At 58.3% G+C, this 14,951-nt stretch carries 9 protein-coding genes; 3 read left to right on the plus strand and 6 right to left on the minus strand.

From position 1 onward, the window contains the following. Position 1: 1 nt before the first annotated feature. Complete coding sequence (locus AC1RUK_RS12660) at positions 2 to 982, minus strand: hypothetical protein (RefSeq protein ID WP_481835355.1); 981 nt, start codon at positions 980 to 982, stop codon at positions 2 to 4. 303 nt (positions 983 to 1,285) lie between these two features. Between AC1RUK_RS12660 and AC1RUK_RS12665 the strand changes: the two genes are divergently transcribed. Next, a complete protein-coding gene (locus tag AC1RUK_RS12665; protein WP_245520976.1) occupies positions 1,286 to 1,465 on the plus strand; it encodes an excalibur calcium-binding domain-containing protein in 180 nt (59 codons plus the stop codon). Between the two features lie 130 nt (positions 1,466 to 1,595). Here AC1RUK_RS12665 and AC1RUK_RS12670 read toward each other — a convergent pair whose 3' ends face one another. Next, complete coding sequence (locus tag AC1RUK_RS12670; RefSeq protein WP_481835353.1) at positions 1,596 to 3,635, minus strand: DNA cytosine methyltransferase; 2,040 nt, start codon at positions 3,633 to 3,635, stop codon at positions 1,596 to 1,598. Positions 3,636 to 3,912: 277 nt separating this feature from the next. Next, on the minus strand, positions 3,913 to 4,155 hold the full coding sequence (locus AC1RUK_RS12675; protein ID WP_481835352.1) for a hypothetical protein: 243 nt from the start codon (positions 4,153 to 4,155) through the stop codon (positions 3,913 to 3,915). 105 nt (positions 4,156 to 4,260) lie between these two features. Here AC1RUK_RS12675 and AC1RUK_RS12680 point away from each other — a divergent pair, with 105 nt between their 5' ends. Both AC1RUK_RS12680 and AC1RUK_RS12685 read left to right on the plus strand, forming a co-directional pair. Continuing rightward, positions 4,261 to 4,935, plus strand: a complete 675-nt coding sequence (locus AC1RUK_RS12680) for a PIN domain-containing protein (protein ID WP_481840259.1) — start codon at positions 4,261 to 4,263, stop codon at positions 4,933 to 4,935. 57 nt (positions 4,936 to 4,992) lie between these two features. Beyond that, positions 4,993 to 8,382, plus strand: coding sequence for a TM0106 family RecB-like putative nuclease (locus tag AC1RUK_RS12685; protein ID WP_481835350.1), 3,390 nt, complete (start codon positions 4,993 to 4,995; stop codon positions 8,380 to 8,382). Between the two features lie 156 nt (positions 8,383 to 8,538). On the opposite strand, the gene AC1RUK_RS12690 is transcribed toward AC1RUK_RS12685, so the two are convergent. From AC1RUK_RS12690 to AC1RUK_RS12700, 3 genes are read right to left on the minus strand one after another with little or no spacing between them, the layout of a single operon-like run. Then, positions 8,539 to 10,767 (minus strand): DEAD/DEAH box helicase, encoded by a 2,229-nt coding sequence (locus tag AC1RUK_RS12690; RefSeq protein WP_481840260.1) that lies wholly within the window; start codon positions 10,765 to 10,767, stop codon positions 8,539 to 8,541. Next, positions 10,739 to 12,058, minus strand: coding sequence for an ATP-binding protein (locus tag AC1RUK_RS12695; RefSeq protein ID WP_481835348.1), 1,320 nt, complete (start codon positions 12,056 to 12,058; stop codon positions 10,739 to 10,741). Before AC1RUK_RS12695 ends, AC1RUK_RS12690 begins: the two co-directional genes overlap by 29 nt. After that, a complete protein-coding gene (locus tag AC1RUK_RS12700; RefSeq protein WP_481840261.1) occupies positions 12,055 to 14,781 on the minus strand; it encodes a tellurite resistance TerB family protein in 2,727 nt (908 codons plus the stop codon). The genes AC1RUK_RS12695 and AC1RUK_RS12700 overlap by 4 nt, the downstream gene beginning before the upstream one ends. Between the last annotated feature and the right edge of the window lie 170 nt (positions 14,782 to 14,951).

The raw sequence follows: 14,951 nt of genomic DNA on the forward strand, positions 1-14,951 counted from the left end.
ATCAAAGTCTGGGCCATTCCCGGAAACGGCCCAGATTGGAAACGGCCGCCTTAAATTCCGGCGATATGGCCAGATTCTGCAGGCGCTCAAGCTGCGCGACTGCGTGATTGATGCTTCCGGCCAGGAGTCCGAAGGGCATGTGGTGGTCGATAACGTGCACCGGGATGCACACTGCAGCGGTGGATTTCGTCGCCACGAACTCCATTTCTTTGTCCAATATCGGAGCGAGCAGTGCCTCCGCGCGCCCGGAGTCCCTGCATTCGATCACCAATTCGACCGTACCCTTCCTGAACTTGTGATAGAGCTTGCACTTCGGCGCCTTCCACGGAACCATGAAGTCGATCCAGGAGGAATCACGTCCCTTCTCAGGCGGTTCAGCCATGACGATCGCTGAACCTGGTGATTTAAGGTGAAGCCAGTAGCTATGCCAGAATTCCGTCATGGCGCTGTCGGCTTGCTTTACGTAGCCTTTCCGTCCGGACGCAATGGCCTTCACTAGCATGTGCTGTTTGAAGGCCAGATCGGGCCGTCGAGCTTGCTCGAACCAGTCAAGGACTGTCTCGTAGGGAACCTCGATATCTAGGAACTGTCGCTCCTCCTGACGCAGGCCCGACAGGTATTTCTGAGGGGCAATGAGGACGACCCGGAAGCTGGCCCATTTGCCAGACAGCCGTCCTTGCTCTCCGCGCATTCGGTAGCGCTCGAGTTGCCGCGGCATGAAAGGTGCGTAGATTTTGTTTTCTACGAGGTAGCCGACGGCTGCGCCGTCGTGCGCACAGACGATTTCGATGTCGGTTTCTCCGGAAGACGTCTCGAACACCGAATGCCGCGCCGAAACCAGCGACACAGAGGTGCGGGAGCCGGGATCGATCAAGCTGCAGAACCAAGAGCGGAAGCCGTCGTCGACATGGAGCATCTCCAGCAATAGGATGTCGACCATCCGCTCATCGACGACTGGCAGCGCGTTTGTGTCCGGATTCATAGCGGGCGGTCTCTAGCCTGTTCCGTTGAATGTCATGCGCGATCCATTATGCAAGATTTCCGTTTTGGGATTGCTTCTGAAGCTGACGCACGTTCTGTGGGTTGGCACAATCGAATTCATACCGAAACTTGTGGACTCGTTTGACCGGAACTCAACGCTCAGATCGACGATTCGACATACTAGCTACTCGAGGGAACAGTGAAGCAGTTAGCAATTCGGTTCATCGTGGCTATAGGCTTCTTGTTATGCTTTTTGTCCGGAAACAGCTTGCCGTCATCTAGGGAGAGCAGTCCGCTTCTTGGCGTGACTTCAATAAAGCGAAGCCCGTTCTCGCGAATTGCACAAAGCTGGTCTTGCCAGCCGCGGCTGACATGTTCGCAAATCAGCTCCTGTGATGAAGCCCGGTGGTATCTGGAAAATTGTTCCTGGGGTGGCAAGCTCGATCGCGACAGCGACGGCATACCCTGCGAATCTCTTTGCTGATGGGCCGCTGCTCAGCAGCGAAACAGGAGGACTGCAACAATCAGCTCGACGGCCATGTCGGCATTGGGATGGCGATGGAGAGCTGCCATCCCAATGCTTCAGCTTCAAGTCCCGAATGCGAATGACGTCCTCAGCAATAATCTGGAACGGTATCCAGTTGATCGCCTACCCGTGCAAGCATGTTGAGCTTCAGCCTACCGTTGTGCTTGCCCGGCAGAGGTGATCGCAGGGCCTGTTCGTAGTCAAAATTCACTCCGGTGAGGGCACTGTAGATCGCCAGACCGACCGCCCGCGCCATGACTGGCGGCAACGCGTTGCCGATCTGACGCTTCTGCGGGTGTTGCGTGCCGCAGAATTCCCAGTCGTCAGGAAAACCTTGAAGCCGGGCGCCCATTTTCATCGTGAATTTGAACGGATCTTCCTTCGAATGATCTGCGGACGGGGCGCTCTTTGCGATCCCCAACGGATCGATCCCGAGAGCCAGCCATTTTTCCAGGCCCAGTTTGGCACTGAACGCCAGCCTTCCGGATTGCTCGGACCCACCGAGGATTGTCGGGCCGATCTTGTTCGCCGTGCTCCTGGCCCACTCCTCCGCGCCTTCCCATCCGTTTGCGGCTACGAGATCGATTAGAGCTTCGCCTACGGTCGTTCTCCATTCGGGGAATCTCGGCGGCATACGGAAGCGGCCGATGGGAACATCCCGAAATCCCACGAACGCTACCCTTGGCCGATTTTGAGCCAATCCGTAGTCGCTGCCAAAGAAGCTGAATACCTGCGTGTCGTAACCAAGATTCTTGAACTTCCGATGAAGTTCCGCACGATAAGCTGAGTTTGCCCTGAAGCCGAACCCCTCGACGTTTTCGAAGAAAAAGGCTTTTGGAGCGACCTGGCCGACAATCCGCACAGCTTCCATAAAGAGATCGCGGCCATCCGCGTGGCCCTTCTGCAAGCCCATGCTCGAATGAGGTTGGCATGGGACTCCGCCGGCGACCAGGTCGATTTTTCCGCGATATGCAGTAAAATCCACATCTGCAATGTCGCCCTGCCGGACCGGACCGAGCGCCCTGTTGGCTTTCAGGGTCGCGACCGCATTCTTGTTTCGCTCGTAGATGCAGACGGCGTCGAAACCGGCGGCGTGGAGTCCAAGCGCTTGGCCTCCCGCTCCAGCACATACCTCGATAGAACTGAGCCGATAGGGAGGGTCGATCACCGTTTTTGCGGCTGAGGCAGGCAATTTCCTGTGCTTCAACTGCTCTTGCGAAATGCCGTTGTCGTTGAAAAGCCAAAGCACGCTTTCCACCGCAGCGCGGTCGAGGAAGTCGTGGCTCGTGTCGTATGGGTTGCCGCTTTCCGGATCGACCGACTGGAATTCTCCCAAGGCCAAGCTCTTCAGGCTGTCGTGCGCTCGAGCGAGCCAAACAGTCTCGTCGGGATTGCCCTGGTAATGGAACTCCCATGCGGCCGGAAGCGCTGCCGTATCGAAAAGTTCCTCGAAGCGAGCCAGACAATTGCCAGCTTCCTGCATGAGCGAAATGCGCTTGTCGATCAAATCGTCGCGTGAGCGGGTATCGTCGTAACCGTCGTTGTAGAAATCGATGAGGGATTGCGCGAACGGCAGAAACTGATTGCCAAAGGATTCGACTTTCGACTGCGCTTTCAATTCCGCCGCTGAACGCAGCGCCTTCCGGCGTCGGCGTTCCTGCTCGACACCAGGATCCTTTGCATCGTTGACATGGCGGCGCTTGACTGCCGCGACGTCGCTTGAAGCCACGAAACTTCCCAGCGTGATCTTCTCGACGACTTCGTCCCTGACAGCTGTCGGAGCCGCGACCAGGGCTTTGATGGTGGCGAAGGAAACGGCCCCCTTCATGATCGTCTCGCGATGAGCTCCAAGGGCCTCGGTGAATTTCAGATAGGTTCGGAGATCGCTTCTATTCAGGCCGCACTCGGAAACGAGGAACGCCTTTAGCTTGGACTCCGGCAATTCGTTGCGAGCGGCGTCGAGCTCCGACGCGATATCGAGAAACGCTTTAGTCATCGCCTTCTGGCGGGCGCGTACACGCTCTTTGATTGCGTGCAGCCTGTCGCTCTGGGTATCAGCTGGCACCACCTTGGCGCCTTCCGGCCGGTCGGCCACGTTTTCGTATAACTGAGTTTCGTTGAAGTCCACGATGCCCTCTCCGGTTGCAAGCGGACTTGTGGATGCCAATCCCCTTCGGTGGCATCAAAAACGTCGATAAAATTTGAAGGACCGATCGATTCTATAGAGAGCCGTCAAATAATCCGAGAGTGTTCTTCGCTCGAATTTCTCGCTGGCTTCATTTGGGCCGGTGCATCTTGTCTTGCCAGGATAGCGAACTACTCATCGCGCCTCCTGTCGAACCAAATTTCTCTCAATCAACTGCGGGTCCGTAGCTCATCTGCCATGATAGGACATGACTCACAACTCAATCTTCCAGGACGCCCGTTGTCTCCAGAGGCCCTCCTTTCGTGAGAAGGCCTTTCGCAATAGGAGACGATCCGGCGCGCTCAAGGGTGACTTTGAACACACGGCGCTTGTCGCGGACCGTCTGGGGGCCGCTCTGCGCGGCCGCTGCAAGTAGGTCATCAAACCGTTCGCGTGCTTCGCGCACGTTCCAGACTTTGGTCCGCTTGCCCGATGCTGCCTGATCGCGGGGAACACGCCCCATTCAAAACCTCCTGCCGTCCGGCTCATTAACGGATTGCCGGTGACTCTCAAATATGAGTTCTGCACCTTAACACCACGGACAGTTCCTGTGAGCCCACGATCGACAATGTACGTGCTCGACACGAACGTGCTGAGCGCGTTGGCCCACAGGCGGCCCAATCCCAACGTCGTTGACTGGGTGGGCAATCTTCGCGCCCCTATCGCCATTCCTTTCAGCGCTGTATTTGAAATACAGAGGGGAATTTCTATGCTCAAGCCTAAGGATGCACCACGGGCCGCCAGCCTTGCGAAATGGTTGAAATCATTGCTCGAGTCCGATGTGGTATTTCTTGCGATGGATGCCCCCGTTGCCCAACTGTATGCAGACATGACGCTGATCCCTGCTCTGCAGGACCTTTGGGTCCCCTGCAGGAACGCGAAGAAGCCAGGGCAAGACCTCGCGATCGCTGCAACGGCGATCGCGCACCACGCCGTTGTCGCCTCCATGAATACTAAGGACTTTGTGCGTATCGACCGCTATTTCCGTCTCCGTGGCTTGTTCAACCCCGACTGTGGTAAGTGGGATATTCCCCTCGCAAGTGCCCGGAGGTCATCGGGTTCCCAACTCATGAAAGGGAGCAGCAGCGGTGGCACCATCGCCCCCTTCCCCGGCAACGAAGCAGGCTCTTTCCTGTGTGTCCTCGGTTTCCATTTTCCCAGGCGTCACGGGCAACAACCGAGAACTTGGCAGCCATGTGATGACAACCGCAGAAATCAATGTCGGAGTCTTCTTTTCGCTTGATCGAAGCGCCGATTTCTTTGAGCTCGCTTCATGAGACAGTCGGGGCACGGGATCCAATTGAGTGCGACCGACTTGGTCGGCCATCTGAATTGCCGCCATCTCACGAGCCTAGACCTGGCAGTCGCTCAAGGCACACTTGCCAAGCCAGCCTCTTACGATCCGTTTCTTGAAATCCTTCGGGAACGAGGTGCGCTTCACGAGCAAGCGTATATCGACCATCTGAAAACTTCGGGTCTCGATGCCGTGCACATTGAAGGCATCGATATCACGGCGACAACGGCCGGACAGACACTCGATGCGATGCACGCTGGAACACCCGTTATCGTCCAAGGAGCTTTGCTGAACGGACGGTGGAGCGGCCGAACAGATGTGCTTCTCCGCGTTGAGACGCCATCAGCGCTTGGATCCTGGTCCTATGAGGCAGTCGACACCAAGTTGGCTCGCGAGACAAAGGGAGGTACCGTCCTCCAACTTTGTCTCTATTCTGATCTGCTCGCCGACGCTCAGGGTCTGGCACCTGAACTCATGCACGTGGTTCCGCCATGGGCGGATTTTAAGCCACAGCAGTATCGCTTCGCCGACTACGGCGCGTTCTATCGCAGGGCTAAATCTGGACTTGAGCTGACTGTCGATTCAGCCGCCGGTTCCGACACCTATCCTGACCCCAACAGTCATTGCGATGTTTGTCGCTGGAGCAAGCAATGCGATAATCGACGCCGAGTTGACGATCACCTCTGTCTCGTTGCCGGGATATCCAAGGTGCAGATCAACGAGCTGAAAACCCGCGGCGTCGGCGCGATGGAATCGCTAGCCGCTATGCCCCTGCCCTTGCAGTGGAAGCCCGAGCGCGGCTCGGCTCATTCCTACGAGCGCATCCGCGAGCAAGCACGGTTGCAGGCGGAGGCGAGAGCCAGCGGCAACCTCGGTTTCGAGGTCCTTCCTGTCGAAGCAGGTTTCGGACTGTCGTGCCTTCCGGAACCCTCGGACGGAGATATCTTCCTTGACCTGGAAGGCGATCCGTTCGTCGGCGAGCACGGGCTTGAGTATCTCTTTGGATATCATTTCAAAAATAAAGCGGGCGAATGGAGTTACGTAGGTGACTGGGCTTTCTCCCGCGCTGACGAAAAGCTCGCATTCGAAGCGTTCATCGACTTCACAACCAACCGTCGGGAGACGTATCCGGAACTGCACGTCTACCACTACGCACCCTACGAGCCTGGGGCACTGAAACGGCTAATGGGTCGCTACGCAACGCGTGAAGAAGAATTCGACAACATGCTGCGGTCGAAGCTGTTCGTCGATCTTTACGGCGTTGTCCGCAACGGCCTTCGCGCAAGCGTTGAAAGCTATTCGATCAAGAGGCTGGAACCGTTTTATGGATTTACGCGCGAGACAGCTCTTCAGGATGCAAACGTTGCGTTGCTGAGTCTCCAGTCAAGCCTGGAACTCGGACACCCCGACAAAATTCGCGAACAAGACCGATCGGTGGTCGAGAGCTACAACCGCGACGACTGCGTATCGACGCAGTTTCTCCGTGACTGGCTGGAAATGCTCCGCTCACGCGTAATCGCTGCCGGTGAAAATATTGCCCGACCTCAGCCCGGCGACGAAGTAGCGAGCGAGAACGTCACGGCATGGCTCGCAAAGATCGGTCCGCTGATTGAAAAGCTGACCACGGACGTGCCAGCCGATCCGGAGGAGCGTGACGCCGATCAGCACGCGCGATGGATACTCGCCAACATTCTCGATTGGCATCGGCGCGAAGCAAAGGCGACGTGGTGGGAGTTCTTTCGCCTTCGCGATCTGTCGGCCGAAGAGCTGATGGACGAACGCAGCGGCCTGGCGGGCCTCACGTTCGTCGGCGAAGTCCCTGGGGCCGGAAAGCTTCCGACGCACCGCTATTCATTTATTCCGCAGGAAACAGACATTCGCGTCGAGGACGACCTGCACAATGTCGGCGGCGACAAGATAGGATCCACCGTTGCGGTATCGCAGCAGAACCGTACGATCGACGTCAAGAAGACAGGCAAGTCCGTCGATGTTCATCCCCAGGCGATCTACGGCTCGAAGAATTTCGGCTCTGACGAACAGGCCAATTCCCTCGTGCGCATTGGCGAATACGTAGCGGACCGCGGCCTAACTGGCGACGGGCCATATTGCGCGGCGCGCGATCTGCTGCTGCGCCTAGCGCCGCGTCTGCGGGGTGAGCCGATCAAGACCGATGAGGAAACAACCTTGGCAGCAGCGATGCGGGTCGCCACCCTGTTTGATGGCGGCGTTTTCCCCATTCAGGGGCCCCCGGGCACCGGGAAATCGTTCACTGGCGCGCGGATGGTTTGCACGCTTGTTGGCGAAGATAAGACTGTTGGGATCACCGCAAACAGCCACAAGGTCATCAGGAATTTGATCGACAAGGTGGTCGAGGCGGCCGACGAACTAGGCGTCGACCTGACATGCATCGTGAAGCCGAAGGAGGTGGAATCCAATCAGCACCGCTTGGTTTTCGCGAAGAACAATGCCGACGTCTATGGAGCATTGAGCGGACCGTGCAGGGTCGCCGGGGGGACGAGCTTCCTCTGGTCACGGGCGGATGCGTTTGAATCCATCGACGTTCTTGTCGTGGACGAAGCGGCTCAGATGTCTCTCGCAAATGTGCTGGCGGTTTCGCAGGCAGCCCACACGGTTGTTCTGCTTGGCGATCCCCAACAGCTGGACCAACCGATGCAGGGAAGTCACCCGGACGGAACCGACGTGTCGGCGCTGAATCACATTCTCGCCGGCCGGAAAACGATCGCCGCCGGGCAAGGGCTGTTTCTCGAAGAGACCTGGCGGCTCCACCCCGATATATGCGCTTTCACATCGGAGCTGTTCTATGAGAGCAAACTGAAATCAAAGGTCGGCCTTGACGGCCAGATCGTATCAAGCGGTCCGATACAAGGGTCCGGCCTGCGGTACATCCCGGTCACTCACAGCGGAAATCAGAACTCCTCCCCGGAAGAGGCTGTCGTGATTCGCGACTTTGTGAACCACGTCATGCAGTCGAAAACGCGTTGGATCGATCGGCACGGGAAAGAAGCCCTAGTCACAACAGACGATATCCTGATCATCACGCCCTACAACGCGCAGGTCTTCGAAATCCAGCAGCACCTTCCCAGCGCCAGAGTCGGAACGGTCGACAAATTCCAGGGTCAGGAGGCGCCGATTGCGATTTATTCGATGGCGACTTCAACTCACGCAGATGCCCCGCGAGGCATGGAGTTCCTTTACAGCCTCAATCGCTTCAACGTTGCAACGTCCCGGGCCAAATGCCTGTCGATTCTCGTGGCCTCACCTCAGGTGTTCGAAGCGGAGTGCAGGACGCCACGACAGATACAGCTTGCCAATGCGTTCTGCCGATATATCGAGATGTGCTCGATAATCCAGTTGCCGATGACAATTCTGAATTGAAATGCCTGCCCCTTCTTGAGCTCTCAGAATGCGCTGCCAGCATTCCCTGTTCTGGCCTGGGTCTTTGGCAGCGCAAACCTGTTGATTAGCTTTCTCACTAGCGACCGCGCCCGCGTGGGGCCTCTTTCTTTGCATGCTTGCAATCGGTTGTGAGCTTCAAGTCTTGGACGCGAGAACTTCCCAAGCCATCATTCCTAGGTCTTCTCCGATTCTTGAATGCGCCCTCGCCCACAGCCGCCGTAGCAAGGTTTCCGGCACCATCTCGTCGAATTTGGCTGTCCGAAGGTTCTCCACGAAACCCGCGATCGATTGAATGTCCGGCGGCCGCTCGGCAACCTGCCGAAGGATTGCGGCAGCTTCACCTGGCGTCGTCTCGAGCACTGTGACCCCGACGTCGAGAACCACGCATTCCAGGCCGGCCGAAACCATAGCGAAGGCTAAGACCGAATTCGCGTCTGTTCCTCTCCACGTGAGGATATGGGTGTCCTTGCCAGCTCGCAGAAACCGAGATTCATTCAACCCCTTGTAAGCCGCCCTTCCCTGCTCAAGGAAATCGGTTGCGGCTCCATCGAGATAGGCAGGGATTTCCGTCGACGACAGAACCGTCTGCATCTCGATCGCGAGCCGGTCGTGAATCGGTTCGTTCATAAGGGCGTCGAATTTCGGGATCTTTCCGGATCGGTGTCTTTCGACTTCAATCACTTTTCCCAGGTCGTCCACGGCGACGATGCGCCACCGCTGGCCCGCGAACGAGATTACTGCGCCGACCCCCACTGGATTGGAGACAGGGATCGTCCCTAACGTGCGCCCTCCAGAGACCAGTCGCCACTCGTCGTCCGTCGAGAAAATGGCGTAGAAATCACGTGCGCTCGTGAGCCGTTCGCCGATCTCGCCAAGCATGATCGTCCCGTCTGGCGCCTGCTCGATCAGCCTTTGTTCCGGCGACGCCATTGTCCGGAGAAGCTCCACGTAGTCAGTCTTGTCGAGCGCGGACAACGGCCCGGCACCGCATAGCAATCGGTACAACCGGTCAGCACGCGCGCCGCCTTCCTGGACAATCACTGAAAGCGTCTGGTGAAGCACCACCGTTGCGGTAGCGCTGTCCGTCGACGGGGGCTCGACGAACCGTTCAATCAGGAGACGGACTGAGGCGGTCGCTCGCACTGTCTCCAACCTCAGCCGATCTAGAGGATCAGAATCCGCGGCGAGGCTTCGCTCGCGCACATAGATCCGGAGAACGGCCGGGATGCCACGCCGGCGTCCGCTGCGTCCAAGCCTCTGGCGCAATGACGCCAACGACCGCGGGGCGCCGATCTGTGCCACCGATTTGACCGAACCGATGTCGATACCGAGCTCGAGCGTCGTCGTCGCCACGCCCGTGGTGGGAACATCGCCTTTCTTCAGCCGATCCTCAAGCTCCTCTCTAAGTTCCTTCGACAAGCTCCCGTGATGCGGGAAGAATTCGTTGGGCACGGCGGCTTTTTCGGACCGGATGCGGAGTCGGTCGGCCAACGCCTCGACACGCTTTCTCGATCCGGCGAAAGCAAGGTTGTTGGATCCCCGCAGGTTCGCAAAGACATGGTCGGCAATGAGATCGAGGGCGGTTGGGGGGCCTTCTTCGTTCTCAAGGCCATCGGAGTCTTCGACTTCCTCGGAATCGGCGTACGCCCTAACCTGAAGACGGAGCTCCGGTGAATCGGCTGCTGATTCGACGATCACTGCAGAAGAAGGGTTCTCAGGCCGGAGCCAGAGTGCGGCGACGGCAAGGTCGCCGATCGTGGCCGAGAGGCCGATACGCCTCGCCGGCTTCACGGCCAAATCGTCCAGCCGACGGAGAAGGCTCGCGAGGTGCAGCCCCCGAGGTCCATTGAGGAAAGCGTGCAATTCATCGATGACAATGAAGTCCAGCGAAGCCAACATCGCCTTCGCGTCGCCAGGACGGCGGAGCAGCATTGCCTCAATGGATTCCGGAGTGATCAGGACGAGACCGCGCGGATCGCGCCTCGCTCGCTGCTTCGCGGACTGCGGAGCGTCTCCATGCCAGCGGACTACGTCGATCTCCATCCGCTCGCATAGGTCATCGAGGCGGCGGAACTGATCGTTGATGAGGGCCTTGAGCGGGCTGACGTATAGGACGGAAAAGCCGCTTTCTTTCCGATCAGCAACCTTCGTAAGGATCGGCAGGAATGCCGCTTCCGTTTTTCCGGCTGCGGTAGCGGCAGCGATCAGGACGTCGTTTTCGCCGTTTAGGATCGCGGCGATCGCCTTGTCCTGGACGTCACGCAGTTCCTCCCACTTCCGTTCCCAAATCCAGCGCCGGATCGTCTCATGAAGCTGGTCGAAACCGGAACGTTCCTCAGAGCCTGATGCTGGCAAGGTTCTCATCCCCGCCCTGGGCGCTGTCTATGCTTTCTTCGGCTGATAGGTTCTCGACGTCGGGCGCGACGTCGACCCGCCCGAGAAGGCTTTCCCATCCCGTTCCAGGGTTCTGATCAAGAATCGCCAAGAACTGGACGAACGCTTTGATCGTGTTGCGAGGCGTCCTGAAATAAGCCTCGCCGACGTGTTTGCTGCAATGTTCCATGAACGCGGGAAGCGCCTCATCCGGGACCAGATGCTTCGCCGGATCGCCATGTGCGAACACAGACCGAATATTGGACAAGAGAATAAGCAGGTCCTCGGGCGTAAGGCTCTGCAAACGAAGCACAGGGCCGGACAGGTCGACGAGACCGTTCGTCGCGAAGGCGTTCTCCGCAAGGCGCGACTGCAGTGCGGCGTAACTGTAAAGGCCCCGGCGAGTGTCCATAAGGAATTCGGGGGTGCCACCGAACACGAAGCCGATACCGCCGAAATTCCCCTGAAGAACGTCGTTGAGCATGCGCAGAATTTGCTCAAAATTCTGGTTGCGTGCCTGCGCGCTCTGGAGCTTGTACAAGTTCACCATTTCATCGAAGACAACGAGCAGGCCGGCGTAGCCAGCGAGTTTGACGAATGCTGCGAGCAATTTCAGCGCGTCATAGATGTCATTGTCATCGATGATGCTCCTGACGCCCAGCGCCTGTCTTGCTTCTGTCTTCGTTGAGTATTCGCCACGCAGCCACCGCAGCGCTGATGTCTTGAGGACCTCGTCGCCCTCCTCGCTGCCGCGCCAGTAGGCTTTCAACACGGTCGCATAGTCATAGCCGCCGACCTCCTCCTGAAGATGGGCCAGGCGTTCATCTATGACACGCTCGACAGGCACGCTTTTCCTTCCCGCTTCGTTCATGCAGTCAGTTACGAAACGCTCGACAACGCTCGGCAGCGCGCCTCCCTCGGGCTTCGTTCTGGTGGCCATGTTCCGGACAGCCTCGGCATAGAGTCCCCTCGCCTGGCCCGCCGACGCATGAATCCTGCGGTCGGGACCAAGATCGGCGTGAATCGTGACGCATTTCCGTTCGAGCGCAATCAAGCGGACGAGATTCAGGAAAAACGTTTTCCCCGCCCCGTACTCGCCGATGATGAATCGGATCGCCGCACCCCCATCTGACAGGCGGTCGATATCCCGGACCAGAGCTCCAACTTCCGCGATCCTTCCGACCTGCACGTGGCGAAGTCCCGTCTTTGGGACCACACCTGCGGCAAGCGCCTGGAGGATGACGTCGCGGTCGCGCGCCTTGATGGTAGTTTCTGCCGTCATCTTTCCGCTCCCGCCTTTTGCAGTTCCATTCGGACATGTTCCATGACCACCACGTGCTCCTCTCCGTCGAGGATCGGTCCGTCGAACTTGTCGAAGCCCCATTCATTGATCGTTTCGATCGCGCCGTCCGGCAACAGTCGCAGTTTCCGCGCCACGTCTTCGAATGCGTCTCGGTCTAGCTCTCCGGCTCCAAGAAGGCAGGAAAGCAGTTCGGCATGAGCCGCATCGAGTCCTTCAAACCTCGAGTCTCCTCGCAGGGCCGTCTCCGTCGGGGCCGGCGGCGGAGAAAGCGGCTCGTCTTCGACGAAGATGCCTGCGAGAAGTTGGGAAACCGCTGACGTCTCCAACTTTCTCCGTTCAAGCCGAGCACGGTCGATCTGTATGCCCGATGCTTTGGGTGCCGAGGCTTCGGCAGGAATGGGAACACCGCCAGTCCGTATTTCCGGTGTGACGGCTATGGGCTCGTCCACGACGACCGAACCGCGATGAAGCGCGGAATATAGATCCTCCACCGGATACCCAAGCGTTTTGTACAAGCGCTCGAGAAACTTCACCTCGTCCGGGGCGGCATGTCCGTCCGCGAGCACCGCCGACGTGGCCGATCGGATCGCGCTGTCGCGCGCCTCGGCTTTGACGCTGCGCAACCTCTGCATAGCGGATTGCCGGGCGGGCGCATCCTTCAGTAGCGTGCTCGCATAGGCCATCAGCCTGGCGCGCTCAGTTCCGCCGAGGCCGGGAACCGACCGGATGTCGCTCTTGATCGATTCGAATTCGCTGATCTCGATCTTCCCGTCTGAAGCGGCTGCAAGTGCAGCGACTTCGACCATGGCCCTGGCAGAAGCGTAGCTTGAAGACTCGCTATCGACCGGCGCCCCGTCTTTCGCCTTGAACAGCAGGACATAACCGTCGGCATCGAGATTCCGGGCGCCATATCTGCGATCTGGCTCGAACCCTACATCAAGCTTGTCCATGAAGGCTCCGACTTGATTGCAGAATCCGGAGGGAAGTTTGCCTTTCGGTGGGGTCTCCACTCCCAATGCCTGGGCGAGTTGACCTACTTTGACCCCCGCAATGTTGCGACCTCCGAAAAGCTGTTCGACACGCTCGAGCGCGGCGCTTCCCATTACCGAAGGCGATGTCAACATCTCCTTCGGCAACAGGAAGGCGGCCTCGATCGTGCCTTTCGCCTCTGGACTTTTCCCCAGCAGGCGGCTGTACGAGGCGAGTTCATCAGTGCACGCGTTTAGGAGATCCCGCAGGCCTTCGAGGGGTGCGGAAATCGCGGCGATGTCGGGGAGCGGCCCCGTCTCGCTGTCGGACAGGTCAAGCCTGCATTCGAAGCCGCCGCTCGCCGCATGATATTCGATCTTGAGCTTAGTTTTCGGTGGATTGACCTTGAGTCCTTGCGGATAGCGGGATGCGAACCGCATTTGCCAGAGCTCGGCTAGCTCGTCGAAACATCTCGTCGCAGGCGTTCGCAGATAAGTGTCGGGAAGTGACAAGACCCAGAGGAATGCGTCCGTGCCGTCAAAAGAAACCGCAGAAGCAAGTTTGCGCCCTAGATGGAGCCTGACGGACAACGGCATCTCGTATCCGTTCCTGAGATAGGGCGAGAGTGCCGGGCGAGAGATTTCCGGGCCCTTGACGAGCTCCGCGACATCAAGGAATTTCGACGCATAGTTTTTGAACGAATGATTTTCTCCGTGGAGGGCGAGGAGGCGCCGGACCTCTGCAATTAGGGCAGGCGTCTCCTCTTTGGCCAAATCCACGAGCATACGACGCTCAAGGCCGTAGAAAAACAAAAAGACATATCCTATGCCGATCCTCGGATCGTTCCTTCCGCCCGCAAGCCAGTCGAGATAAGTCCGCCTGGCGATGGGTGGAATGTTCGAATATGACGGCCAATAAGGTAGGAGGCTGCCCGATAGATCGCTGCCCGATGGCGCGACCGTGCACGACGGATCCACGAGGCAATTGGTTCCGCGGTCCGAACTCGTTCCAGTGAAGGCTCCGCCGAGATAAAACATGCCAGCGTCGATGGTCATTCCACCCACCCGCACCCTCTCGCCTGACGCAATCCATCGGGCGGGAGTCCTAATCGCAGGGAGCCTGTCACTAGTTGGCGCCGACGGCCCTGGCAAACGCCGGTCCCACTGGTCTGGGCCTCCGGTGAATCTTGGATCGGGGTTAATTCGAGGATCGATCCACGCCTCTCTGGCTCGGGCCTGAGGTGGATCTTCGGCGAAGCTGCTACGCGTTGCGGCGAACTCGCGCAGCTGGGGTGACTGAACGCTCCGTTCCTTGTTCTTTACGGCGCGGTAGAAAAACCAGGCGGCCAACGCCACGCCCGCAAGCACCCACCCCATCGTCGCCCCCGGCTTGCTTTGGATGTTCTTTCTCCGAATAATTGCATATTCGGAAGCTCCGCGACAAATTCTTTGCCAGCGACTGAGGCTTTTCCAGCAGTCGACGTCAGTGTCATTCGTGCTCGTTCGGCGATCCAAGCGTGTGAAGGCCTTGTGCCGCAGCAGGAACACCCCTAGTGGCATGAACTTAGCTGGGTTTTGAAATGCACGGGTTAGCCGACCCTTTCCCACAGCATATGGCGAAAAGTACGGTTTTGGTGCATTGTGTTCAGCGCATCGGGGGCGGCAATGGACCATCGTGTCCGACTTAAGCGACGGCGCGAAGCAAAGTCGGTGACGCGACGTTCGCGACGGCATTCAAAGGGAAGCGGACGTTGGACTATGGCAGTTGCACTCGCTGCTGCTGGCATTGCGGGATATTTCGGGTGGAGCTTAGTCTCAAGAAATAGTCCGGAAATCATTTCTTACGCGCAAGGCAAAGCTTCCTCAGATCAAGAGGATTTGGTCGGCCGTGCTTCCGTCATCGA

Source organism: Mesorhizobium monacense (assembly GCF_056781675.1).